This window comes from Rossellomorea yichunensis, assembly GCF_032337515.1.
In the GTDB taxonomy this organism is placed as follows: Bacteria; Bacillota; Bacilli; order Bacillales; family Bacillaceae_B; genus Rossellomorea; species Rossellomorea yichunensis.
The window spans coordinates 199,690-222,704 of record NZ_JAVYAD010000001.1; the positions used below are offsets into that span (position 1 = coordinate 199,690).

Here is a 23,015-nt window from a genome sequence, read left to right on the forward strand (position 1 = left end):
TACTGAAAAAAGCCCGGTCTCTTAAGAGACTAGGCTTTTTCTCTTTTATTAATAATCAGGTTCTTCGCTTTCTCTGTCATATAGGCGAAAATCACATCTTTATGATGCAGTCCTAAGTTGGTTAGTTGAGTTTCCAGCCATTCTGTCGTTTTTCCAAGAAGCTTCAGGTTCCGCGTTTGGATTTTACCATCCACAATCACTGAAATCGGCAATCCTTCGTCATCGATTTTAAGGTCGAGATGCTGGACGGTAACAGGGGTGTTTTCCACCTTTGGAATGACGCTCACTTCACCGATTGGTTCGAGCATGGCGTAGTCCACATCTGAAATTTTCGGGTAACCTTGAGAGCGTAGAATGGAGGTTAATTGGATCAGGGAGATCTTGGATTTCTCCAGATTATCCTCTAATATCTCCCCATTTTTAATCAGTAAGGTAGGCTCTCCCAAGAAGAAGCGATTCCCCCATTGACTTAGGGTCAGGAATGAGAACAGTACATGAAGCCCTACTAAAATGACGAGAGCAGCGATGGTTGGCCAGAATTCCGTGGAGATCAGTGGTTCAGAGGCAATGGTGCCAACGATAATAATTGCCACTAGATCATAGGGAGTCATTTGTACAATTGTGGATTTTCCCATCAGTCGCATAGCGGCAATGGTAATTAAGTAGAGGACAAGTACTTTTATTAGCAGGATCATCATATTCGCTCCAAAGTGTATAGGTTAGCTTTAGGATTTACTATTTAAATTGAAGTCATGCATGAAATGGAGGGACCAATGGCCCGTCCATTAAAAAAGGAATAGCTGACTCATGTATAGAGTCAGCTATTATTTATCATCCGTAACTTAGGTTCAGTTCGTTTAATTCTTTTGATAATTTCATGAACAGAGGTTTATTTTTTTTATCCAGGGCGGCGTCAATGTCTGTTAGGAGTTTTGTCTTGCGCGTCATCAGAATGCTTTCATGCAGCACCATGTCGATATAGATCTCCATCACACTTCTCTCAGCGGCTTTCTTACGGGTCATGGCAGAAGCTTTCATCATTTCGGTATAGGACTTTTTGTTTTCCATATACGGTCACCCCTGAATTCTTTTTATTAGTATATGGGGTAAGTAGTAAAAATTCAACCAAAAAATTAAATATTCTGATAATTTTTTACCCTTAACGGAGTGGCGTGTGATTAATTTCAGAATTTTTAAAAATATGCGAGACAACCCTCGAAATTTATGGTATTATTTTGGTGAAAAATGTAAATGGAGGCGATGAAATGAGAGAAAAATCTCGAATTATAGAAGAATATGAAGTGAATCCCCATACGATGATCCTGCAGCCAATTGAGTACGGTGCCAGGACATTTACCAAAATCATAGAGGTAGATGACGTACTAATCTCCCCATTTAAACCGTTCGATATTTTAAAGAAGAGCTGTGAATTCTTTGGTTCCTCTTATGAAGGAAGAAAAGAAGGCACCAAAAGACTTACGGGTATCATCTACAAAGCTCCTATCATGGTGAATCCTCAGATGTCCATTTATCTATTTCCAACCTCTTCTCCTGTCAAGCAAGAATGCGCCTGGATTTCCCATTCACATGTTCGCGGGTATGAACGATCGACAAATGGAACAACACGGGTCTTTCTTCAAAACAATGAGTCCTGCATGGTTCCCATTTCTTACAGTTCCTTTGAAAATCAAATGCTTCGTACTTCGGACTTGCGTATCGCCTATACACAGCGTGTCGCAGAAATGGAAAGTAAATATAATACGAAGGTTCAAACCGAAATGAGTAATATCAAAACGTTTTACCTTAATCGAAATATCAAAACAAACGATGCGTGAGATGAATCACGCTTCTTTTGTTGTATCTGTTTTCGATTCAAGGAATCGACGATACAAATAATGTCTCATTAAATCCTCCACACGGTTTCGAAGGCGCGGATTAAAGTAATTATGGTGCTCCTCATAACCCTTATACAGAAACATATACATCGTAAAGGCATCATCTGATTGAATTCGCTCAACCTTCATCTTATTGGTCCTCATGTACTTTTTGACATGAGCAAGTTCTCCTTGGATGACCTTCATCGTTTCCTCAATCATTTCTAAATACGGTCGTTTTAATTTAAACGGGCTGCTGTCTACGATTTGCAGATCACGATTCAAAATCGTCAACACCATCGGTAAATATATGGCCTGTTCTAATATGTTCCTGTCATTCTCCGGGATCCTTGTCATATGAAAAGACTCCTTTTCACTTTAATGTAGAACAAATGTTCGTATTTTCATTTTACGTGGAATTCGATTTACTTTCAATAGCGAAAGTTGTAGAATTTGAATTTGTTTCTATTATGAAGGGCAGATCGGATTTTTATCCATAAAGGAAAAAGTATTTCTGCCGTCGAAATAATAAAGAGAATAGAAGAAAGGAAGGTGCCGGAACATGAATAAAGGAATCGAAATCCAGGATCTCTATGAGTTAAGGGCTGTATCAGATCCAAGATTGTCCCCAAGTGGAGATGAAGCCGTTTATGTCAAAACCTACATGTGTGAAGAAAAGAATGAGTATTTCTCAACCTTACATAGCATCCGTCTGCAAGATAAGACCACTCGCCAATGGACTTTCGGAGAACAAAAGATTTCAACCCCCAGGTGGTCACCAGATGGTAGGAAAATCGCCTTTGTCTCGAATCGCTCCGGTGTGAATCAACTCTACCTCTTCCACCGGGATGGAGGGGAAGCAGAACAGCTGACAGATTATCAAAAAGGCGTTTCAAATCCAGTCTGGTCTCCATGCGGTGAGAAAATTTCAGTCTCGCTCCGACTTGAAAAAGGGGAGACGTTTGAAACCAAGGAAGGCGAAGAAGAGAAATTAAAGCCATACGTTGCGACTGGCATGAAATATAAAAGTGATGACCGGGGATTCGATGACAACTGCTACTCGCAAATAGCAGTGGTGGACGTGGCGTCGAAAAAAATAAGAAGAGTCACGGATGATGTCCATGATTACACTCTTCACTCCTGGTCGCCAGATGGACAGCACATTGCATTTTCTGTAGACAGAACAGAAGACAAGGATTTCTCATTCCAGTCTGATTTGTATATTTTCAACCTTGAAATGAATGAATACAAAAAGGTTAATAAAGAAACGGGTTACTACGGAGGTGCCGCCTGGTCTCCTGACGGAAAGCATCTTGCCTATATGGGGCATGGACGTGAATATGAGAATGCGACACATAATAAGGTGTGGCTGCATCACATTGAAACTGGACATTCCATTTGCCTGACAGAAGGCATGGACCTGCCAATAGGAGACTATCTTAATAGCGACAGCATCCAAGGTTCATCACAAACGGGGATACTATGGTCAAATGATTATGAAAGCTTCTACTTCCTGGCATCTGATGCAGGGAACACAGTCCTTTACTACGCACACATTGATGGGGCGATATACCCTGCACTGCTGCAGGAAGAACAGCATATATACGGTTTTGACTTCGATTCAACTCGACAGGTGATGCTGATTGCCATGAGCAAACCGACCGAACCCGGTGAATTATATACTCTTCATGTTCCTAGTGGTGAGCTGACGGAAATAACTAGTCTGAACGGGGAGCTGCTGGGGAATCGTGAATTGTCTTCTCCACAATCGTTTATGTACACTGGTGCAAAAGACTGGCCTGTACAAGGCTGGATCATGAAGCCAGTCGGTTATGAGGAAGGAAAGAAGTATCCACTCATCGTCGAAATACACGGTGGCCCCCACACCATGTATGGAAACACGTTCTTTCACGAATTCCAAGTGTTGGCAAGCAAAGGATATGCTGTTTTATATGTGAATCCAAGAGGAAGCCATGGCTACGGGCAAGAATTCGTGGATGCCGTAAGAGGTGATTACGGCGGCGGGGATTACGAGGATATCATGTCAGCAGTCGAGTATGCCCTGGAGGAATTTCCGTTTATTGATGAAACCCGCTTAGGTGTGACCGGTGGAAGCTACGGAGGATTCATGACCAACTGGATCATCGGCCATAGCGACAAGTTTAAAGCGGCGGCCACCCAGCGCTCCATCAGCAATTGGATCAGTTTTTACGGAGTGAGTGATATCGGCTACTACTTCTCAGAATGGCAAATTCAAAGCGATCTTGGCGACATTGAAACCCTTTGGAAGCGTTCACCCCTTGCGTATGTGAAGAGTATGAACACACCCCTATTAATACTTCACAGCGAAAAGGACTACCGTTGTCCGATTGAGCAGGCGGAACAACTATTTATCGCCTTGAAACGTGAGAAGAAAGATGTGAGATTTGTGCGTTTCCCGGAATCCAATCACAATCTGTCCAGGACTGGAAAACCCTCTTTGAGGGAAGCAAGATTACAAGAGATTGTGGATTGGTTTGGGGAGCATTTATAGAGGTGCGAGCTGTCATTCCTGGATGGGGATGGCAGCTTTTTGTTAGAGCGCACTAGTCAATTTCAAAACAAAGCCTATTACACAACCCACCGCAAAAAATACACACCCTAGCACGTTTACATCCCCACCCAATAGGCAAGGTTATAATAATAAAACCAACAATAGACAACAATGTGGAAATCCTGATACGGTGTGATATGATGAAAATAGTAAGTAACGATATAACGAAATGAGTTTATTTGTTCATGGTCGTTTAAGGGGAAACATATAATATGGATATAAATAAGATTAAAGACTGGTTTACGCTTGAGAATATGATGGACCTGATTCAGCAGTATCGCTCATTTGGACCGATTCCAGGGATCCTGCTTCCGCTGTTGGAAGCATTTCTTCCATTCCTGCCCCTGGTCGTGTTTGTGACGGCCAATGCGAATGCCTTCGGGCTATGGTGGGGATTCCTGTTTTCATGGATTGGCGCTACGCTTGGTGCACTTATTGTGTTTCTGCTGGTAAGAAGATATGGGGAAACACGATTCTTTCGCTTCCTAAGAAAGAACCGCCAAGTAAAGCGATTGACGAAGTGGGTAGACAAGCATGGGTTTGGCCCGTTGTTCATCCTTTTATGCTTCCCATTTACACCGTCTGCCTTGGTGAATGTGGTGGCGGGATTGTCGTCGATCAGCATCGCTCAGTATATGCTCGCGGTGGTTACGGGGAAAATGGTGATGATTTTCACCATAAGCTTTATCGGATATGATATTATATCATTAGTAAGGCAACCAATACGTACTGTAATCGTTGCAGCCATTATTTTTGTCCTATGGTTTGTAGGGAAACGAATTGAGATACATTTGAATAAGAAAATGGAAGTAGACCAACGAATTGAACGGAAAAAGCAGGAGGAATCAAATTGAGAGAAGAGGTAAAAAGAGAAGGACTCGAATGGATTAAAGCCTTGGGGATTGGATTGATCATCTTTATTATCATTCGAACCTTTCTCTTCTCCAACTATGTAGTCGAAGGTGAATCGATGATGCCGACACTACAGGATGGGAATAAACTTGTTGTGAATAAAATCGGTTATCATATTGGAGACTTGGATCGCTTTGATGTTGTTGTCTTTCATGCGAATGAGAACGAAGATTATGTGAAACGAATCATTGGACTGCCCGGTGATAAGGTCGTTTATAAAGATGATAAATTATATGTTAACGGAGAGTACTATCCTGAACCTTATTTAGAAAAATTCAAGCAGGAGTACATCGGCAACAAGCTGACTGGAGACTTTACCCTTGAAGAAATCACGGATGAGCAAACGGTTCCCGAAGGAAAAGTATTCGTTCTTGGAGACAATCGTCGGGGAAGCATGGATAGTCGCTACTTCGGGTTTATAGACAGGGAACAGATTGTGGGAAAAGTGGATCTTCGTTACTGGCCTATCAACGAATGGGATATACAATTCAGGAATTAAAGATATGGAAATGCTGTTCAATACATGAACAGCATTCTTTTTTTTGCGAAAGATTCTTCGAGCTTCCGGACTGTTGAAAGGATGCTACTTCGAAAAGTGATGCTTTAAGCTCTTTGAATAAGGAAAGGATCAAATCCATTTTGGGGATCTGATCCTTTCTATGTTGATGGGTATTTAAATTGCAGAATTCGATAAAATACGGGATGTGCCTGTCACTTTGATCCCCCTCATAAACGCTTCAACAAACTCCTCATCCCACTGTGTCCCTTTGCCTTCTTCCAAAATGGAGAGGGCTTTTTCGAGAGGCATTCCTTTTCGATAAGGGCGATCAGAGGTCATAGCGTCAAAGGCATCAGCGACAGCGATCAATCGTCCGAACACGGGAATATCGTCTCCTTTTAATTGATCGGGATATCCCCGGCCGTCCACCCGCTCATGGTGGTGCTTGATGCCGGGTAAGATGGGCAGGAGTTCTTCTGTTAACTGAACCCCTTTTACAATTTCTTCGCCAATCACAGGGTGGAGTTTGATTTGATCAAACTCTTCAATTGTTAATTTCCCTTCTTTTAAAAGCACATTGTCCCGGATTCCTATCTTTCCAATGTCGTGAAGCAGGGCCGATTTGTTGAGTAAGTCGATGTCTTTAGAGGACCAGTTGCATTGTTTGGCAGTTAAAACAGAAAACTCCGCAACACGTTTAGAATGGCCGGCCGTATATGGGTCCCGTGCATCCAATGTACCTGCAACTACTGCGAAAAATTGATCAAGTAGCTGCTGGTTTTTCTGATCTCGCAGATTGATGGCTCCTACCATGTGGTTAAAGCCGGAAAATAAATGGGAAAATTCATCCGTGTATGTATTCACTACGGGTGAAACATGCCCCTCCTCGACTTTTTCAAAACGGGCTACCAGCTCTTTCACAGGTGCTTCGATGCTTTTGAAAATAAGGAGGGCTCCATAGAAAGCTAGAATCGTAATGATGAAAATCAGAGTCCCTGCCCATTTCCAGTAGTCTACTAAAAGCGTGGGGTCTGCAATTGATAAGCGAATCTGTGAAGCTAATGAAAAAAGCAGGATCGGAAACAGGGCAAGAAACAGGGAAGCTGCCAAGATTTTTCTTTTTAAACTGATAAATAGGGTGGACTGATTCGTTGGATCGACTCCGTATGTTTCAACTGTTTTCCGAATAAGGTCCACCTGCAGTGAATGACAAGCTCTAAAGGTTAAGAAAAATTCAATCAATGCATGAAGAATCGCCACTAAAAAGGCGCCGCACCAGGCATAAAAAATATAGGTGTACGGAATGGACAACCACCCTGCATTGATGCTGACAACCGTCAACAAAGTCGACGGAAGAGCCAGCCCCAGAAAGTGAGGGAGCATGATTCGTCTAACCGTTAAAAGTGGGAACCTTTCCGCTTGTTGATAGGCAGTTGAGAGAAGGTCCAGACTGAGTGTTGATACCTTCTTTTTATAGACGATCTTCATCGGACGAATATGCTTCTGATACACCAAAAATTCGCAGCTGAACATCGTGACGATTGAAAGGGAGATGATGCCTCCCATTGTGAGCAGTGCCTTTTCATTGAGGGCAAGGGTTTGAAAAATGAATACAGACCCGACACCAAAGACGGCTATGAAGCTTCCTAGAAGATAATTCTTAATGATTGTACGTTGAAATCGCTGATATACATTCAAGGATGAATCCTCCAATTCCCCTAACATTTAGTAGATTCATTATATAGGAAATTTGGAGTGGGGAACATGATGATTTATTACTTTCTTAGGAAGATCTAGTGGAGGGGCTGCCCGCACCAATTACGGAAAGAACGTCTCCCCCCCAACAGCAATCACAAACTCTATGATAATAGACTCATTTTCACGCTTTTACACAAAATTTACCCTATTTTGACAATATGTAATGTACGCTAAATGTATAGTCATATTTAGAGGAGGCGAAGCAATTTGAAGGTTGTAAACAAAAAGTTCATCAGCATTTTTTCAATTTTAATTATTTTTATGATTGCGTGTGGTCAAGTATCTCCAAGTCAAATGAGTGCAGCGGGAAATGGGACGTGGAGTTCGCCGTTCACTGTTGATCAGGCTTTATCCCATCAAGATGGTTCCACTCAGTCAGTGGAAGGGTATGTGGTCGGGCAGCCAACCTCTACGTCATCCGTTGTCACGAGTAACTTTCCAAACGATTACGCACTTGCCCTGGCGGATTCCCCGTCTGAATCCAATACGGATGAGATGGTTTATGTTCAAATTCCATCTTCCTACCGTTCAAACTTCGGATTGCAAAGTAACCCGGGTCTAATGGGTGGAAAAATCAAAGTGACGGGCAGTTTAACGGCCTATTTCTCTCATCCGGGAGTGAAGTCTACATCAGCATTTGAATCATTGGAAGATGGCGGGACTGATCCGACTGATCCTCCAACCGACCCAACCGATCCACCATCCTATGAAGAATATTACAACTCGGCTGAAGGGAAAACGGGCTCTCCTTTAAAAACAGCACTACATAACATCATTGATGATCATCAAACTCTTTCCTACGGCGATGTATGGGGAGCACTTCGAAATACAGACGAAGATCCGAACAACCCGGGTAACGTAATCCTCCTATACTCAGGCCGTTCCCAATCCAAAACGACAAACGGCGGTGGAGTCAACGACTGGAACAGGGAACACGTCTGGGCGAAATCCCACGGGGACTTTGGAACATCTCAAGGACCAGGGACGGACCTTCATCACTTGAGACCTACAGATGTAACCGTCAATTCTACAAGAAGTAATCTTGACTTTGATAATGGCGGGACTCAGCATGGTGAAGCACCAGGCAACTATTATGATGGGGATTCCTGGGAGCCCCGGGATGAAGTGAAAGGGGACGTCGCCCGTATGATTTTCTACATGGCGGTCCGCTATGAAGGGGACGGCGGGGAACTGGATTTAGAGATCAATAACAACGTGAACAATGGAAGTGCCCCTTATCACGGGAAAATGTCCGTTCTCCTTCAATGGAATGAACAGGATCCTGTGGATGAAAGGGAAATCAGACGCAACGATATCATCTTTGAACAATATCAAGGAAACCGAAATCCATTCATCGACCACCCTGAGTGGGCGGAAATGATCTGGTAAGTTGGATTGAGCCTGGAAGTTTCCGGGTTCTTTTTTTATTGAAAAATGAAGATGGATGGCGGGGAGGGGGGAGGGCACTCACGAAACTTTTTCAAGGACAATAAAGGAATCGGAGAGGGACGCCTCGAAATACATACGTCGAGGTGAAAATGACATGAAACGGTTATTGACGGGTACAAGAATTTATCTTTCCGGTTTTCAGGAGGAAGATGTTACGGCCATAAGGGAATGGAGTCAAAATGAAGAAATTCAGAGATTACTGGATGCTCTTCCCCATAAGCCGAAAGCAGAGGAAGATATTAAAAAATGGATGGGGGATCCAGGAGACAACGCCTATCGTTTTGCTATTCGTTTAAAGGACGATGGCAGGATCATTGGCTTTGTTGAATTGGACGGGATCCTATGGACGCACCGTGTCGGATGGGTCTCCATCTCAATAGGGGACGAACAGTCCTGGGGTAATGGATATGGCAAGGAAGCCATGAAATGTTTGTTGGCGTACGCTTTTCATGAGTTGAATTTATACCGAGTCCAATTAACGGTATTTTCATATAATGAGAGGGCCATGCGCTTATATGAGTCACTCGGATTCAAGAAAGAAGGAAGCTACCGTCAATTTTTACAAAGGGACGGAGATCGATACGACATGATCTTATACGGACTATTAGCGGAAGAATGGAAAGGTAATGTGAAAGAAGGATGATGGTGTCCTTCTTTTTTTTGACGTAGAAGGCATTTATTCCCTCATTCTCCACCTCCTCCGCTCCACATACAACAATCCTCCCATCCAGCCATGAAACAAAAAGCATCCCAGTAACAGAAACAACGATTGTACGTAGGTAAGCTGCATGATGACTAAGGGTGCTATGCTGGTTCCACCTAATAAAATAAAGGAGTACAGGCTGAGTGCCTGGCTTCGGTCATCTCCACTCATATCTCCGATTAAGGTAATGACGGTCGGAATCAACAATGAGATGGCGGAGATAAACAGGACTGAAGAAAGAACGATGAGGAAGGGTTCACTCAAGTGTACATAAATAAAAGCAATCAATACACTCGTAATGGAAATGGTTACTCCAATAAAAAGAGTTTTATAGGCTCCGATTGCTTCAAGAAGGCGACCGGTAAAGAGTGATAAGCTGACACCGATCAATCCGACTGCCCTTAGTAGAAAAAGCAGATTGGAATCACCCGATAAGTACCGGGTCAAGCTGTCATAATAAGCAACAAAAGAGGCGAGGAGTGTGAAAACGATGCCGTAGCAATAAAGGAGTTCCTTTCTCAAAAGGAGTTTATAGATCGTGTTGACCTGGTGTTTGAAGGGAACGGATCGAGTGGACGTAGCGGGCAGAGTTTGTTTTCCCATTAAAAATAAAGAGGCGTACACCACTGCGAAAAAGAAGAATACTATCGTCCAGTTGCTATAGCGGGTGATTCCTTCACTGAGCAATTGGCCGAGGATGCCTGCGAACAGAAAACCGGAATTGATAAAAGCGAGAAGCAGCGTTCTCTTTCTTCCAGAAAACAAATCATACGTATAAGCAAAGGCGACAGGGGCAAAACTCCCCAAACAAAACCCTTGAATTCCCCGGGTGAAGAATAAACTCCAGAAATCACCTGCAATCCCCACCAAGCCTGTTGAAACAGCAGAGGCGAGCATTCCCCAAACGAGAATCTCTTTTTTTCCAACACGATCTGCGCTATTGGCAAAGGTTAGAAGACCACATGCGTAGAAAAAGATAAATGAGCTTCCAGCAATAACGACTTCACTTTGTGCTATGGAGAGGGAGGAAGCGATATTCCCGTAAATGGGAATGAACGTGTAAATATTACAGGCTACCATAATTGCCATCACAACAAGAACAGAAGCGATTCTGATAAAATATTGATTCATGAGCCATCACCTGCCTCTTTTACTGTATGCAGGTGTTCCAAATATTTTCAATAAAGATTGAGACGGGAAAGATTTGTTCCTGTGTACTATAATGAACCTATACAAAAATTCAACCTGCCTCATGGTTACAATAGATTAGTATAAGAAAGGGAGTGAGAAGATGGCTGTACGTTTTATTCTCGGGCGCTCTGGTACGGGGAAGACCCATCGCATATTAGATGAGATGAAGCAGAGCTTATTGGAAGAGCCGAATGGGGATCCCATCATCTATATCGTACCGGATCAGATGTCATTTATATCGGAATACGATCTTGTCAACACACCCGGATTAAATGGGATGATTCGTGGACAAGTGTTCAGTTTCACCCGGCTCGCGTGGAAGATTCTCCAGGAAACCGGCGGAATGAGCCGCTACCATCTATCCGATGTCGGCTTAAATATGATGATCAGGAAGATTATCGACGAAAATAAAGATCGCCTCCATATTTTCTCGAAGGCCGCGGATAAGCCTGGTTTCATTCATCATGTAGAATCCATGTTGACGGAATTCAAGCGTTATTGTATTTCGCCTAAGGATCTCGGGCAACTTGGAGGGGAAGATGAGCGGGATTCTAAGGTGTTGAAGGATAAGCTTCATGACCTTGAACTGATTTATGAGAAATTCGAGGAAAAGCTCCTAGGTAAATACATTGATTCAGAAGACTACTTTCAGCTGTTGGCTGATAATGTGAAAAACTCTGAGCTTCTTAGAGATGCAGAGATTTACATAGACGGCTTTCATAGCTTCACGCCCCAGGAATATCAGATAATCGATCAACTCATCCAGCATAGTAAGACAGTGACGGTCGCACTGACAACCGATCCGGAGCAGCAAATGGGCGCGATGAACGAGTTGAGCCTATATCGGATGACGAATGAAACATTCCATACTCTTCAGGATATAAGCTGTGCTGCGGGGAAGTCCATAGAAGAAGAGGTGTTAGTGAAGCGGATTCGCTATCACAATGACACGATGCTGCACCTCGAACGTCATTTTGAGGAACGGCCAACTGTTCCATGCGAAGAAGCAAAAGGATCCATTGAGTTTCTGGAAGCCTCTAATCGCCGTGCAGAGGTCGAAGGGATAGCAAGGGAAATAAGGAAGCTTGCCCGGGAAAAGGGATATCGCTACAAGGATATAGCGGTGCTGGTTCGAAACAGCCAGGACTACCGTGATAAGGTGGAAACGATTTTTCAAGATTATAGTATTCCATTTTTCCTTGATCAGAAGCGGACAATGTTAAATCACCCATTAATTGAGTTGATCCGCTCGACTCTGGAAATCATGAACACGAACTGGAGATATGAGCCTGTATTCCGGGCGGTGAAAACAGACCTGTTGTTTCCTTATCAAAAAAATCCAACCGATTTGCGGGAAAAAATGGACCGTTTGGAGAACTATGTGTTGGCATACGGGATCAAAGGAGATCGCTGGACGAAGAAAGATCGCTGGAAATATCGTCGCTTCCGTGGTCTTGAGCATGTGGACGCACCACAAACCGACCGTGAAAAGGAACTCGAGCATGAGATCAATGAGCTTCGTTTATTTATTTCTGCTCCTATCATCCGTCTCGGAAAACGATTGAAAAAGCAATCCACTGGACGGGAATTCTGTGAAACTCTCTATCTGTATCTGGAAGAGTTGGACATTCCGGCTAAGCTTGAACGTATGCGTATTGAAGCAGAAGAAAAAGGCGACTTGATTGCGGCAAGAGAGCATGATCAAGCGTGGTCAGCTGTAATGGACTTGCTTGATCAATATGTAGAAATGCTTGGTGATGAGGAAACGACGATGAAGAAATTCTCGTCGATCCTCGATGCAGGTATGGAAACGATGCAGTTCTCGTTAGTTCCCCCTGCCATTGATCAGGTCATTATTGCAGATCTTGAGAAATCAAGGCTCGGTGACATTAAAGCAGCCTTTATCATCGGAGTGAATGATGGGGTTCTTCCAGCGAAAATGAATGAAGACGGAGTCCTGTCAGATGAAGACCGCGAATCGTTGATCAATAGGGGCTTCAAGATAGCACCCAGTAACAGGACGAAGCTGTTGGACGAGGAGTTTGTAGCGTATAAAGCCTTTACGACCCCGAGTGAACGTTTATTTATAAGCTATCCGATTGCCAATGAAGAAGGAAAAGCGTTATTGCCATCCTCTTTCATCAAAAAGCTGAATGAAATGTTCCCGGATGCAAATACGAAGCTTCTTATTAATGAACCATCCGAGCTTTCTGAAGAAGAGCAGCTGCACTATGTTTGCCATCCCAATGTGACGATTTCTCATTTAACGTCGCAATTACAGTTAAAGAAGCGTGAATATCCAATCTATGATTTCTGGTGGGATGTGTATAACTTCTATGCAACGTCAAACGATTGGAAATGGCACTCACAGCATATTTTATCCAGTCTCTTCTACCAGAATCACGCGAAGCAGCTTTCTGAGGATACGAGCAGGGATCTGTATGGTGACCATATTTTAGCGAGTGTATCCCGAATGGAGCTGTTCCATAGTTGTCCGTTTTCTCATTTTGCCAGTCATGGGTTGAAGCTTAGAGAGCGGGATTTCTTTAAACTGGAGGCACCTGATATCGGGGAGATGTTCCATTCCGCTCTTAAATGGATATCAGAAGAAGTGGAGCGTCATGGTCTGACCTGGGCATCCTTATCAAAAGCCCAATGTCTCAAGCTTGCTAAAGAAGCTGTATTGATGCTGGCACCGAAGCTTCAGCACCAGATTCTGTTAAGCTCAAACCGCCATTATTATATCGCTCAGAAGCTTGAGCAAATCATAAGCCGTGCGAGCCTGATTCTAAGTGAGCATGCGAAGGCGAGTGGATTTGTTCCTGTAGGGGTGGAGCTTGGGTTTGGACCTCATGCGACCCTGCCGCCGTTCCAGTTCCAGCTGAGAAATGGGACGAAAATGGAGCTTCAAGGAAGGATCGACCGGGTAGACAAAGCAGAGGATGCAAGTGGAGTTTACCTAAGGATCGTTGATTACAAATCGAGTGCGAGAGATTTGGATATGACGGAAGTGTACTATGGATTAGCGCTTCAAATGCTGACGTATTTAGATATTGTGTTAATGAACTCTAAACAATTTGTCGGGAAGGAAGCAAAGCCTGCAGGCGTGCTCTATTTCCACGTTCATAACCCTATGATCAATAGTAAGAAAATCTTGACGATGGATCAGATTGAAAAGGAAATCTTCAAGAGTTTTAAGATGAAGGGACTCGTTCTGGGAGACTCTGACATCGTTCGGTTAATGGATCAAACGCTAGATACGGGGAACTCAGATATCATCTCTGCCGGGATCAAGAAGGATGGATCATTATCCTCCCGTTCAAAAGCAGCTTCAACGGAAGACTTTCACTATATGCGTCAGCATGTGAGAAAGCTATATGAAGCGTCAGGGAACCGGATTGTGTCAGGTGAGACCGATATTACTCCTTACAAGCTGAAGGACCGTACACCATGTCAGTTCTGTTCGTTCCGTTCCGTTTGTCAATTCGACCAATCACTTGAAGAAAACGAGTACAGAGTGCTTCCAACGGCAAAACCAGAAGATCTATTAAGGAAAGTGAGAGAGGAGGTTGAGTCCAATGAGTAAAGGTACGATACCGGCAAAGCCTGATCATGTTACATGGACGGATGATCAGTGGAAGGCGATTTGGGCAAAAGGTCAGGACATACTCGTAGCAGCTGCTGCAGGATCAGGGAAGACTGCAGTTCTTGTAGAGAGGATCATTCAGAAAATCCTCTCTGAAGAAGACAGAATGGATGTAGATGAACTATTGGTAGTAACCTTTACGAATGCATCTGCCGCAGAGATGAGGCATCGGATCGGGCAGGCATTGGAAAAGGCGATTGATGAGGATCCTCATTCCCATCATTTAAGAAAGCAGCTGAGCTTACTGAACCGAGCTTCCATTTCGACTCTTCACTCTTTTTGCCTTGAAGTGATTCGTAAATATTATTATCTAATCGACATTGACCCGGGTTTTCGGATTGCCGATGAAACAGAAGGGGATCTGCTGCGTGATGAAGTGCTTGATGAGCTGTTTGAAGAGGAATACGGAAAAAAACATAATCATGATTTCTTTACACTGGTAGATACATTTACCAATGATAGAAGTGACGGGGCTCTTCAGGATATGATCCGTAAACTGTATGACTTTTCACGTTCCCATCCGAACCCGGACGATTGGCTGAGAGGGTTGGAAGAGATGTATGACATCCAAGAAGGTGTAGAGATCGATCACCTTCCTTTCATTCAGCCGCTCCTTACCGATATTCGCTTACAGCTTCATGGGGCGAAAAGCTTGTTTCAGCGTGCATTGGATCTGTCTCGGGTTCCTGGAGGTCCGGGCCCAAGAGCTGAAAACTTTCTAAGTGATATAGAGATTGTCGAGAGCCTTGAAGAAAGCCTGCACATATCATGGAATGCTTTGTATGAAACGATTCAAACCTTACCTTTTATAAAGTTAAAAGCTTGTCGAGGGGATGACTATAACAAGGATATCGTTGATGAAGCGAAAAAGCTTCGGGATCAAGGGAAGAAAACGTTAGAAAAACTGCAGGAAGATTTTTTCTCTAGAAGACCGGAATCATTCATTGAGGATATGAAGAAGATGAGAGCAGTGATTCACACCCTGGCAGAAGTGGTGGTGGAATTCGGCAAGCGTTTCAGACAAGTGAAAGAAGAAAAGGGACTCGTTGACTTTGCGGATTTAGAGCATTTTTGTCTCGATATTTTAAGATCTCCTGCTTCAGATGCTTTACTTCCTTCAGAAGCTGCAAAGCAATATAAAAAGAAATTCAAAGAAGTACTGGTCGATGAATATCAGGATACGAATATGGTTCAGGAATCGATTCTTCTTCTCATTACTGAAGAACGTGAAGAAGTAGGGAACCGTTTTATGGTAGGAGATGTAAAGCAATCCATCTATCGCTTCCGATTGGCAGAACCGAATTTGTTTTTAGGAAAGTATACCCGCTTTCTTCCTGTAAGCGGAGAAGCAGGATGGAAGATCGATCTATCTCAAAACTTCAGAAGCCGGAAAGAGGTATTGGAGGGAACCAACTTTTTATTCAAGCAAATAATGGGGTCCTCGGTTGGTGAGATGGAATATAACCGTGAAGCGGAGCTTGTGAAGGGGGCTCCTTACCCGGAGGAGAAAGAGTACCCGATCGAAGTAGCGATCATCAATCAGGAATCAGAGGAAGCTAGTTGGGATGAAGAGGAGTTGTCCATTTTTGATGAGGGTGATATTGAGAAATCCGTACTTGAAGCCCGCTACATGGCGAGTAAAGTGAAGGCCATGATTGAAGAGCGTACACCGATCTATGATGCCAAAACGAAGACCGAGCGCCCGATTCAGTACAAGGATATTGTGATATTGCTTCGTTCCATGCCTTGGGCGGCAGAAATTATGGAAGAATTCAAACGGCAAGGAATTCCGATTTATGCAAATCTGTCTACTGGTTATTTTGAAGCAACCGAGATCGCGATTATGCTTTCACTGCTGAAAGTGATTGACAATCCGTATCAGGATATCCCCCTGGCATCGGTTCTTCGTTCACCGGTTGTGGGGCTGGACGAGCAGGGTCTTGCAAGCATTAGGATTCATTCGAGAGCGGGAACGTATTACGAAGCCTTGAAGAAATTTGCAAGTGAAAAACCAAGTAACGCACGTGAAGAAGAAACGTTTGAAAAGGTTAAAGTGTTTCTTTATCACCTTCAAAACTGGCGAACGAAGGCTAGACAAGGATCGGTTACGGAGCTGATTTGGCAATTGTACCGGGACACCCGATTCTATGATTATGTCGGAGGAATGGCCGGGGGGAAACAGCGTCAGGCAAACCTTCGGGCACTATACGACCGTGCCCGCCAATACGAATCAACGTCCTTCAGAGGATTATTCCGCTTCCTTCGTTTCATTGATCGGATGAGGGAAAGAGGTGATGACCTCGGGGTAGCGAGAGCTCTCAGTGAACAGGAGGATGTGGTCCGCTTAATGACGATTCACTCCAGTAAAGGCCTTGAGTTCCCGGTTGTATTTGTCGCTGGTACGTCGAAGCAATTCAATCTCATGGATTTGAACGCGTCCTATCTATTAGATAAAGATCTGGGTTTTGCTACAAAGTATACAGACCCAGGGAAGCGAATCAGTTATCCATCCCTTCCCCAGCTGGCATTTAAGAGGAAGAAGCGCATGGAGTCCATCTCAGAGGAAATGCGGGTGCTCTATGTGGCGTTAACCCGTGCAAAAGAGAAACTATTCTTAGTGGGAACCGTGAAAAGCTTAGAGAAGTCCCTTAAGAAATGGCGGGGTGCTTTAGGTCAGACAGAATGGTTGTTATCTGACTATGACCGGGCAGGGGCCAGTTCTTATCTTGATTGGATAGGTCCGTCCCTCATGCGACACCCCAGTTGTGGAGAGCTTAGTGAAGATGCGGACTTAGGAGGAAGTGGGATCGATGAAGAGATTCTAAAGCATCCGTCTTGCTTTCATATCACGACGATTCATAAGACTGAGCTGGGTGCAGAAGAAGATGAGTCATTGAGTGAAGAAGACAATTGGAAAGAACAAGTGAAGACCGGTGGAGAAGTGGATATAGAGTCCATTCATAAAGAAGAGGTATTGCACCGATTGTCGTGGAAGTATCCACATCTGAGTGCCACAAACCTTCGCTCTAAGCAATCGGTTTCTGAGCTGAAGCGAATGGTGGAAATAAGGGATGAAGCCTCCAGTATCGATATTTTGCGGCGCCATCAGAAGCCTGTGTACAATCGTCCGCAATTCATGCAGTCTAAAGAGCTGTCTCCTGCTGAAAGAGGAACAGCCATGCACACAGTCATGCAGCATATTTCTCTTGGGGATGGTGTACCTTCAGAAGAAGATGTAAAAGAGTTGCTATCGACGTTAGTTCATAAAGAAATCCTGACGGAAGAACAGGAAAGAGCAATCTCGTTAGACAACATCGTTGGATTCTTCCAAAGCGACCTTGGGATACGTTTGGTTCAGGCAGCGAATATCCAACGGGAAATCCCATTCAGCATGAGTGTCCCTCTGAGTGAAATATCGGAATCAGGAGAGGGTTCCCCGGAAGAAACAATTCTCGTTCAAGGGGTCATTGACTGTGTATTCCGGGATGAATCGGGAATTGTGATGTTGGATTACAAAACGGATGGCATCCATGATCGATATAAGGATGGTTTTAGAGAAGCAAGACCGATACTGGAAGAGCGTTATAGAGTGCAAATTGAATTATATACCCGTGCATTGGAATCGATTTGGAAAGAAACGGTGTCAGAAAAGTATCTTTACTTTTTTGATGGAGGGCATGTGTTGGAACTATAAAGAAGAACCACTTTGAAGCACTTGTCTTCAAAGTGGTTTTTTAAAATGATAAAAATAGGGAATATCTATACTAAGTACATACAGGAAGGGCATGAGATGAGTAAAAAAACGATTGGTACATGTGAATTATGCTCTCGTCAGAATGTAGAAACCACGATCCATCATCTGACACCTAAAGAGGTGGGGGGAACCTTCCTTCCCACAGCACAACTTTGTATACCGTGTCATAAACAAATTCACTCCCTTTATACAAATGATGAATTGGGAGTAAGATTGAACACCATCGAAAACTTGAGGGGGGATGAAAAGATCCATAAGTTCATTAAGTGGATCCGAAAGCAGCCCTCCACTAAATTGGTGAAGACAAAGAAGAGTATAGAACGTCGAAAGAAACGATAATGAATCAAAAAAAACAAAAAGCCACATAAGGGCTTTTTGTTTTTTAATTATTTCCAGTGATTGGTTGATCCACGACATTGCAATCAAATGTGGTACTTACGCTGAAGACATTATAACTTAACTGAAATGGTCCAGTATTAAAGCCGCCGGCACCACCGAAAGTCTTGGAAGCTGACTTAGGTGAAATAATGGCCGTATCTCCAAACTGAACATTTCCTCCACCAACGTTAAGAATAGCGACAGGACCTACTAAAGCGGGCATAATCAACATCCTCTTTTTATTTGTCTATAATGTTAGCCTATGTGAACTTATGGGGAAGGTTCTTCGTTCATCCGTGTACAGAAAAAAACACCACGAATCAATTTGGTTCATCGATCGTTTCAAATGTTTGGGGAGTGTCATCTTCCTTATTTTCCAATTGCCGGATATTTTTCACCCTTGCTTCCATATACACATTGCAGGTATTCCCTACATGAATAATGGAAGAGGAAGAGGTCGCTCGAATATACATGTTGTCGACCTTGATGGGGCAAAGATTGAGGCGGCTTACCCGAATGTCGGGATTGATAGCAGGAAGGTCGATCGGATTTTGGAAAACGTCTGAATCGAAGCTTCCCTCACTCGTCAGAAAGAATTCTTTTTCACGTTGCACCGCATAAGCCATTGAGCGAGCGCAAATATTTTGAGAATCACCAATTTGATAAACCGAACTAAAGGCCAGAGTGATACCATCAAGCTTGTTTACGAAGGAATATCGTTTCATCAATAAATCATCCTTTAGGGGTAAGAGGGACAAATGGACCGATGATCAGGGACTCAGGGGGGGTGTCGAATGCAGAGGCCAATTGAATGATATCTGCATCTCCAACAAGCACGAGGGAAGAACTCGCCACCCCTGCAATTTCAATATTTCCAACCGATAGTTCACGATTGATGACCTGGAGGTTCATTGTTCTTCATTCCTTCCATATTATTTGGGATTTGTGACATAAAGGAGAAAAGGGCCGTTTCAATATCCTTTTTGATTTTGCTGATGATTTTCCGTTCCCATTCACCTTCTTGTTGTTTTGAGTCAATATAGGGGATGTTCTGTAAATAGAAATCGATTCTTTGTGGCATCTGGTTTAAGAGATCCTGCTGAATCATCTCGTAATAAGATGGATCCAGAGACCGCTGAAATTGCATTTCATTATCCTGAATAAGACTTGGTAATTCTGAATCGATATACGCCTTGATTTCTGCAGTGATTCTTTCTTTATAGGGCTTGATGTCCTTTATTGATTTGACATCGACATTTTGGTCGACGGCCAGATCCTCTATCGTTTCTTTTAAGTTATTTGGGTTCAATCCAATATTCAGGGTGCCATCAAGAGATTCCACTTTAAGCTGATCAAATTTGTATTCGATTCTTTCAACATTGATTTTAGGTGCATCCCTTAGAGTTATTACTTCTTGTGACAGCTCATTTACTTTATTTTCCAACGCGACAATTTTCGTGTTCAACATCTCGATATACTGATAGAGTTGTTGGGGGGTCATATAGTAATTGTTCATACTGCCACCTCTTTCTTTTGTCGCGATTTAGTTTACCTTGGCGATTGCAGTGGAACGAGGGGAGTTATAGAAGGAGGCGGTTTCCCATTTCCGTTTTTTTCCGCCTCTGGAGCAGGCTCCGTGTAGCCCCCTGTATTATATAAGAAGTCATTTGTTGTGATTTGACCGCATGTTCCGATCTGAAAGATGGAGGAATTGGACATTCCCCCGATTTTAATAAATTGAATCTGTATGGATTGTTGAACATAATAATTCGTCATTCGGCATCACACTCATAGGTTAAAGTTTATTCCTTGGTCCATTCCATCATCGTCCACGGTATAGGTCAAGGAGCTTTCATTGTAGACTGAAATCCCCTTTCCAGTTATGAACGAACCTGCCCCTGCGAAAGTCTTGGCTGTGGAAATCGGACTAATGTTAAATACATCTCCTATATGGAAGACGGCACTTGAACCGACGCTAACGACTTGAGCAATTCCTACGATTGCGGGCATATCAACTCACACCTTTAAGACAAAGTTAATTATTGTTATTCTATGTGAGAGAAATGAATAGGTGATAATCGCCTAATTTCATATTTAGAGTTAAAATGAAACAGAGAATACTTTATCGGAGGAACTGTACATGAACACGTTATCGCCAACTGAGCATTCAGAACGTATTGTAAGCCTTGATGTGATCCGGGGTTTTTCATTGCTCGGGATCTTTATCATCAACATGATTTCCTTTCATTCCCCATTTCTGTATCTTGATCCGTATTCCTGGTGGAAAACACCTGAAGATGTCGCCTTGTATCCATGGATCGATGTATTGGTCCAAGCAAGCTTCTATCCTCTATTTGCCATGATGTTTGGATATGGTTTGGGCATTCAGCAGCAAAGAGCCACTGCTAAAGGAACGTCTTTCTATCTATTTGGAGTCAGAAGGCTTCTTATCTTATTAGTGATTGGCTCCATTCATGCTTTCCTTATTTGGTCGGGAGATATCTTAATTAACTATGCCGCATTCGGGCTGCTGCTGCTCGTATTTATGAGGCTGTCTGGAAAGGGATTATTGTGGTTAGGGGGATTATTATTTCTGCTGCCTCAATTATTTTTCAGTATACTGCTGGTATTAATGACATTCGCAGATCCGACTGGCGTAACGCAGTTCACTGATATCCAGTCGCTGCAAAATTCTGTTGCGGCTTATGCATCCGGAAGTTTCAGCAGTATTATGGAGCAGCGTTTTCAGGACTGGTATGCGGTGAATTCACCAGGCAACCTCATATTCTTATTACTTTCTATCTTACCAATGATGATGATTGGGGCAGGGGCTAGTAAACTGCAACTCTTGGAAAAGGTAAGAGATTATAAGAAGACATGGATTATAATAGGAAGCTGTACTTTGGCGATTGGGATTTTCATTAAAACAATGCCATTATTCATCCAGTCCAATTTTGCATATGCATACATTCAAGACTTTTTGGGAGGTCCGTTCTTATCAGTATCTTATGCAATAATCCTTTCATTATTATTGTTGAATGAAAAAATCATGAAAGGGAGCAAGCCTTTAGCCTCAGTAGGGAAAATGTCCTTGACGAACTACCTTCTGCAATCGATCGTCGGCACACTGATATTCTATTCGTATGGATTTGGACTCTATGGAGAAGTGACGTTAACGACGGGGACTATGCTGGCAGTTGGGATTTATGTCATTCAAGTCATCCTATCAGAGATTTGGTTATCTAAGTTTAAATACGGTCCTGTTGAGAAGCTGTGGCGTGTATTAAGCTATGGAAGAAGCACTGTGGTGAAAAAAGGAGAGTTATAGTTTATCAATCAAACGAAGGGGATGTGTAAGGGATGAAATTTGTTAGCTATCAGGTTGGAGATAGACAGACGTATGGTGTCGAACGAGATGCCAGAATTATAGAGTTAGCAGGTTTGCACGGCTTGCCTCAGGATTTACTTGGTGGGATAGAACAGGGGGAAGGCTTTTTTCAAAAGGTGAAAAATGTTCTTCAGGACGATTCGGTTGAACCCCCCACTTATTCGCATGATGAGATAAAGTGGCTTTCACCTCTTCCAAAAGTGAAGAGGAATATTATGTGTGTGGGTAAAAATTATCGTGATCATGCCATCGAAATGGGCAGCGAACAGGATATCCCGAAAGACATCATGATCTTCACTAAAGCCACCAATACCGTAATCGGTCATGGTGAAACGGTGCTGCACCATGGTGAAGTGACCGAGGAGCTTGATTATGAAGGAGAGCTTGCTGTCGTGATTGGCAAGAGAGGGAAAGGGGTTTCCCCGGAAGACGCCTTGGATTACGTATTTGGATACACGATACTCAATGATATAACTGCCAGGGATCTGCAGAAGAAGCATGGCCAATTTTTTATCGGTAAGAGCCTTGATACAACATGTCCGATCGGTCCGTATCTTGTCACGAGGGATGATATAGCCGACCCGCAGAATCTGGAAATCAAGACGAGGGTAAATGGTGAAACCCGTCAGTCTTCGAACACAAGTGAAATGATATTCAACATTCCCACCATCATTTCTACATTATCAAAGGGTATGACTCTTGAGCCTGGTGATATCATTGCTACCGGGACCCCTGCTGGAGTTGGAAAAGGCTTCAAGCCCCCGCTTTTCCTGAAGAAGGGTGACAGAGTGGAAATCGAAATTGAATCTCTCGGAATTTTGACAAATCAGTTACAGGCCTAGTTAAAATTTCTGTTGGAGTTAAGACTAT

Annotated in this window: 22 protein-coding genes; 11 read left to right on the forward strand and 11 right to left on the reverse strand. The window is 43.3% G+C overall.

Translation table 11 applies throughout. The features are described from left to right. Positions 1–29: 29 nt before the first annotated feature. Both RSX31_RS01025 and RSX31_RS01030 read right to left on the reverse strand, forming a co-directional pair. Positions 30–695, reverse strand: a complete 666-nt coding sequence (locus tag RSX31_RS01025; RefSeq protein ID WP_315632853.1) for a DUF421 domain-containing protein — start codon at positions 693–695, stop codon at positions 30–32. 136 nt (positions 696–831) lie between these two features. Continuing rightward, positions 832–1,068: an IDEAL domain-containing protein gene (locus RSX31_RS01030; RefSeq protein ID WP_148968397.1), complete on the reverse strand. Its 237-nt coding sequence runs from the start codon at positions 1,066–1,068 to the stop codon at positions 832–834. 197 nt (positions 1,069–1,265) lie between these two features. Here RSX31_RS01030 and RSX31_RS01035 point away from each other — a divergent pair, with 197 nt between their 5' ends. Next, on the forward strand, positions 1,266–1,835 hold the full coding sequence (locus RSX31_RS01035; protein ID WP_148993348.1) for a competence protein ComK: 570 nt from the start codon (positions 1,266–1,268) through the stop codon (positions 1,833–1,835). A 6-nt stretch (positions 1,836–1,841) separates the two neighbouring features. Here RSX31_RS01035 and RSX31_RS01040 read toward each other — a convergent pair whose 3' ends face one another. Beyond that, positions 1,842–2,231 (reverse strand): hypothetical protein, encoded by a 390-nt coding sequence (locus RSX31_RS01040; RefSeq protein ID WP_148968399.1) that lies wholly within the window; start codon positions 2,229–2,231, stop codon positions 1,842–1,844. Positions 2,232–2,436: 205 nt separating this feature from the next. Here RSX31_RS01040 and RSX31_RS01045 point away from each other — a divergent pair, with 205 nt between their 5' ends. From RSX31_RS01045 to lepB, 3 genes are all read left to right on the forward strand, one after another. Beyond that, complete coding sequence (locus RSX31_RS01045; RefSeq protein WP_148993349.1) at positions 2,437–4,407, forward strand: S9 family peptidase; 1,971 nt, start codon at positions 2,437–2,439, stop codon at positions 4,405–4,407. A 272-nt stretch (positions 4,408–4,679) separates the two neighbouring features. After that, positions 4,680–5,321, forward strand: a complete 642-nt coding sequence (locus RSX31_RS01050; protein ID WP_113969901.1) for a TVP38/TMEM64 family protein — start codon at positions 4,680–4,682, stop codon at positions 5,319–5,321. Beyond that, on the forward strand, positions 5,318–5,878 hold the full coding sequence (lepB, locus tag RSX31_RS01055) for a signal peptidase I (RefSeq protein WP_148993350.1): 561 nt from the start codon (positions 5,318–5,320) through the stop codon (positions 5,876–5,878). The genes RSX31_RS01050 and lepB overlap by 4 nt, the downstream gene beginning before the upstream one ends. 174 nt (positions 5,879–6,052) lie before the next feature. Here the strand turns inward: lepB and RSX31_RS01060 are convergent, their stop codons facing one another. Further along, positions 6,053–7,576 (reverse strand): HD-GYP domain-containing protein, encoded by a 1,524-nt coding sequence (locus tag RSX31_RS01060; protein ID WP_148993351.1) that lies wholly within the window; start codon positions 7,574–7,576, stop codon positions 6,053–6,055. Between the two features lie 267 nt (positions 7,577–7,843). On the opposite strand from RSX31_RS01060, the gene RSX31_RS01065 reads away from it, so the two are divergent. Both RSX31_RS01065 and RSX31_RS01070 read left to right on the forward strand, forming a co-directional pair. Further along, positions 7,844–9,025, forward strand: coding sequence for an endonuclease (locus tag RSX31_RS01065; protein WP_397541162.1), 1,182 nt, complete (start codon positions 7,844–7,846; stop codon positions 9,023–9,025). A 154-nt stretch (positions 9,026–9,179) separates the two neighbouring features. Next, positions 9,180–9,728 (forward strand): GNAT family N-acetyltransferase, encoded by a 549-nt coding sequence (locus RSX31_RS01070; protein WP_148993352.1) that lies wholly within the window; start codon positions 9,180–9,182, stop codon positions 9,726–9,728. A 33-nt stretch (positions 9,729–9,761) separates the two neighbouring features. Here RSX31_RS01070 and RSX31_RS01075 read toward each other — a convergent pair whose 3' ends face one another. Next, the gene (locus RSX31_RS01075) at positions 9,762–10,919 is read right to left on the reverse strand and encodes an MFS transporter (RefSeq protein ID WP_315632858.1); all 1,158 of its coding nucleotides are present in this window, start codon (positions 10,917–10,919) and stop codon (positions 9,762–9,764) included. A gap of 160 nt (positions 10,920–11,079) precedes the next feature. Between RSX31_RS01075 and addB the strand changes: the two genes are divergently transcribed. The 3 genes from addB to RSX31_RS01090 all read left to right on the forward strand — a co-directional run bounded on the left by addB (position 11,080) and on the right by RSX31_RS01090 (position 18,718). After that, positions 11,080–14,565 (forward strand): helicase-exonuclease AddAB subunit AddB, encoded by a 3,486-nt coding sequence (addB, locus tag RSX31_RS01080; protein WP_315632859.1) that lies wholly within the window; start codon positions 11,080–11,082, stop codon positions 14,563–14,565. Next, a complete protein-coding gene (gene addA, locus RSX31_RS01085; RefSeq protein ID WP_315632861.1) occupies positions 14,558–18,319 on the forward strand; it encodes a helicase-exonuclease AddAB subunit AddA in 3,762 nt (1,253 codons plus the stop codon). The genes addB and addA overlap by 8 nt, the downstream gene beginning before the upstream one ends. 96 nt (positions 18,320–18,415) lie before the next feature. Next, the gene (locus RSX31_RS01090) at positions 18,416–18,718 is read left to right on the forward strand and encodes an HNH endonuclease (protein WP_282138123.1); all 303 of its coding nucleotides are present in this window, start codon (positions 18,416–18,418) and stop codon (positions 18,716–18,718) included. A 43-nt stretch (positions 18,719–18,761) separates the two neighbouring features. On the opposite strand, the gene RSX31_RS01095 is transcribed toward RSX31_RS01090, so the two are convergent. From RSX31_RS01095 to RSX31_RS01120, 6 genes are all read right to left on the reverse strand, one after another. Then, entirely contained in the window at positions 18,762–18,980 is a 219-nt protein-coding gene (locus tag RSX31_RS01095) for a spore germination protein (RefSeq protein ID WP_044337736.1), read from the reverse strand. Positions 18,981–19,077: 97 nt separating this feature from the next. After that, positions 19,078–19,482 (reverse strand): spore germination protein GerPE, encoded by a 405-nt coding sequence (locus tag RSX31_RS01100; protein WP_148968419.1) that lies wholly within the window; start codon positions 19,480–19,482, stop codon positions 19,078–19,080. A gap of 7 nt (positions 19,483–19,489) precedes the next feature. Beyond that, positions 19,490–19,669 carry a spore gernimation protein GerPD gene (locus RSX31_RS01105; protein ID WP_148968420.1) on the reverse strand — a complete coding sequence of 60 codons (180 nt, stop codon included), beginning with the start codon at positions 19,667–19,669 and terminating at the stop codon, positions 19,490–19,492. Continuing rightward, positions 19,644–20,273: a spore germination protein GerPC gene (gerPC, locus tag RSX31_RS01110; RefSeq protein WP_148993357.1), complete on the reverse strand. Its 630-nt coding sequence runs from the start codon at positions 20,271–20,273 to the stop codon at positions 19,644–19,646. The genes RSX31_RS01105 and gerPC overlap by 26 nt, the downstream gene beginning before the upstream one ends. Before the next feature lie 32 nt (positions 20,274–20,305). Next, the gene (locus tag RSX31_RS01115) at positions 20,306–20,533 is read right to left on the reverse strand and encodes a spore germination protein GerPB (RefSeq protein ID WP_148993358.1); all 228 of its coding nucleotides are present in this window, start codon (positions 20,531–20,533) and stop codon (positions 20,306–20,308) included. Positions 20,534–20,545: 12 nt separating this feature from the next. Continuing rightward, positions 20,546–20,767 (reverse strand): spore germination protein, encoded by a 222-nt coding sequence (locus RSX31_RS01120; RefSeq protein WP_138777268.1) that lies wholly within the window; start codon positions 20,765–20,767, stop codon positions 20,546–20,548. A 130-nt stretch (positions 20,768–20,897) separates the two neighbouring features. Between RSX31_RS01120 and RSX31_RS01125 the strand changes: the two genes are divergently transcribed. Both RSX31_RS01125 and RSX31_RS01130 read left to right on the forward strand, forming a co-directional pair. Then, positions 20,898–22,085, forward strand: coding sequence for a DUF418 domain-containing protein (locus RSX31_RS01125; protein WP_148993359.1), 1,188 nt, complete (start codon positions 20,898–20,900; stop codon positions 22,083–22,085). 32 nt (positions 22,086–22,117) lie between these two features. Further along, positions 22,118–22,987, forward strand: a complete 870-nt coding sequence (locus RSX31_RS01130) for a fumarylacetoacetate hydrolase family protein (RefSeq protein WP_282138121.1) — start codon at positions 22,118–22,120, stop codon at positions 22,985–22,987. Positions 22,988–23,015 lie beyond the last annotated feature (28 nt).

Coding starts and splice junctions, on each gene's coding strand:
- RSX31_RS01025 (WP_315632853.1), bottom strand. CDS start 695: ATGATCCTGCTAATAAAAGTACTTGTCCTCTACTTAATTACCATTGCC.
- RSX31_RS01030 (WP_148968397.1), bottom strand. CDS start 1,068: ATGGAAAACAAAAAGTCCTATACCGAAATGATGAAAGCTTCTGCCATG.
- RSX31_RS01035 (WP_148993348.1), top strand. CDS start 1,266: ATGAGAGAAAAATCTCGAATTATAGAAGAATATGAAGTGAATCCCCAT.
- RSX31_RS01040 (WP_148968399.1), bottom strand. CDS start 2,231: ATGACAAGGATCCCGGAGAATGACAGGAACATATTAGAACAGGCCATA.
- RSX31_RS01045 (WP_148993349.1), top strand. CDS start 2,437: ATGAATAAAGGAATCGAAATCCAGGATCTCTATGAGTTAAGGGCTGTA.
- RSX31_RS01050 (WP_113969901.1), top strand. CDS start 4,680: ATGGATATAAATAAGATTAAAGACTGGTTTACGCTTGAGAATATGATG.
- RSX31_RS01070 (WP_148993352.1), top strand. CDS start 9,180: ATGAAACGGTTATTGACGGGTACAAGAATTTATCTTTCCGGTTTTCAG.
- RSX31_RS01075 (WP_315632858.1), bottom strand. CDS start 10,919: ATGAATCAATATTTTATCAGAATCGCTTCTGTTCTTGTTGTGATGGCA.
- addB (WP_315632859.1), top strand. CDS start 11,080: ATGGCTGTACGTTTTATTCTCGGGCGCTCTGGTACGGGGAAGACCCAT.
- addA (WP_315632861.1), top strand. CDS start 14,558: ATGAGTAAAGGTACGATACCGGCAAAGCCTGATCATGTTACATGGACG.
- RSX31_RS01090 (WP_282138123.1), top strand. CDS start 18,416: ATGAGTAAAAAAACGATTGGTACATGTGAATTATGCTCTCGTCAGAAT.
- RSX31_RS01095 (WP_044337736.1), bottom strand. CDS start 18,980: ATGCCCGCTTTAGTAGGTCCTGTCGCTATTCTTAACGTTGGTGGAGGA.
- RSX31_RS01100 (WP_148968419.1), bottom strand. CDS start 19,482: ATGAAACGATATTCCTTCGTAAACAAGCTTGATGGTATCACTCTGGCC.
- RSX31_RS01105 (WP_148968420.1), bottom strand. CDS start 19,669: ATGAACCTCCAGGTCATCAATCGTGAACTATCGGTTGGAAATATTGAA.
- gerPC (WP_148993357.1), bottom strand. CDS start 20,273: ATGAACAATTACTATATGACCCCCCAACAACTCTATCAGTATATCGAG.
- RSX31_RS01115 (WP_148993358.1), bottom strand. CDS start 20,533: ATGACGAATTATTATGTTCAACAATCCATACAGATTCAATTTATTAAA.
- RSX31_RS01120 (WP_138777268.1), bottom strand. CDS start 20,767: ATGCCCGCAATCGTAGGAATTGCTCAAGTCGTTAGCGTCGGTTCAAGT.
- RSX31_RS01125 (WP_148993359.1), top strand. CDS start 20,898: ATGAACACGTTATCGCCAACTGAGCATTCAGAACGTATTGTAAGCCTT.
- RSX31_RS01130 (WP_282138121.1), top strand. CDS start 22,118: ATGAAATTTGTTAGCTATCAGGTTGGAGATAGACAGACGTATGGTGTC.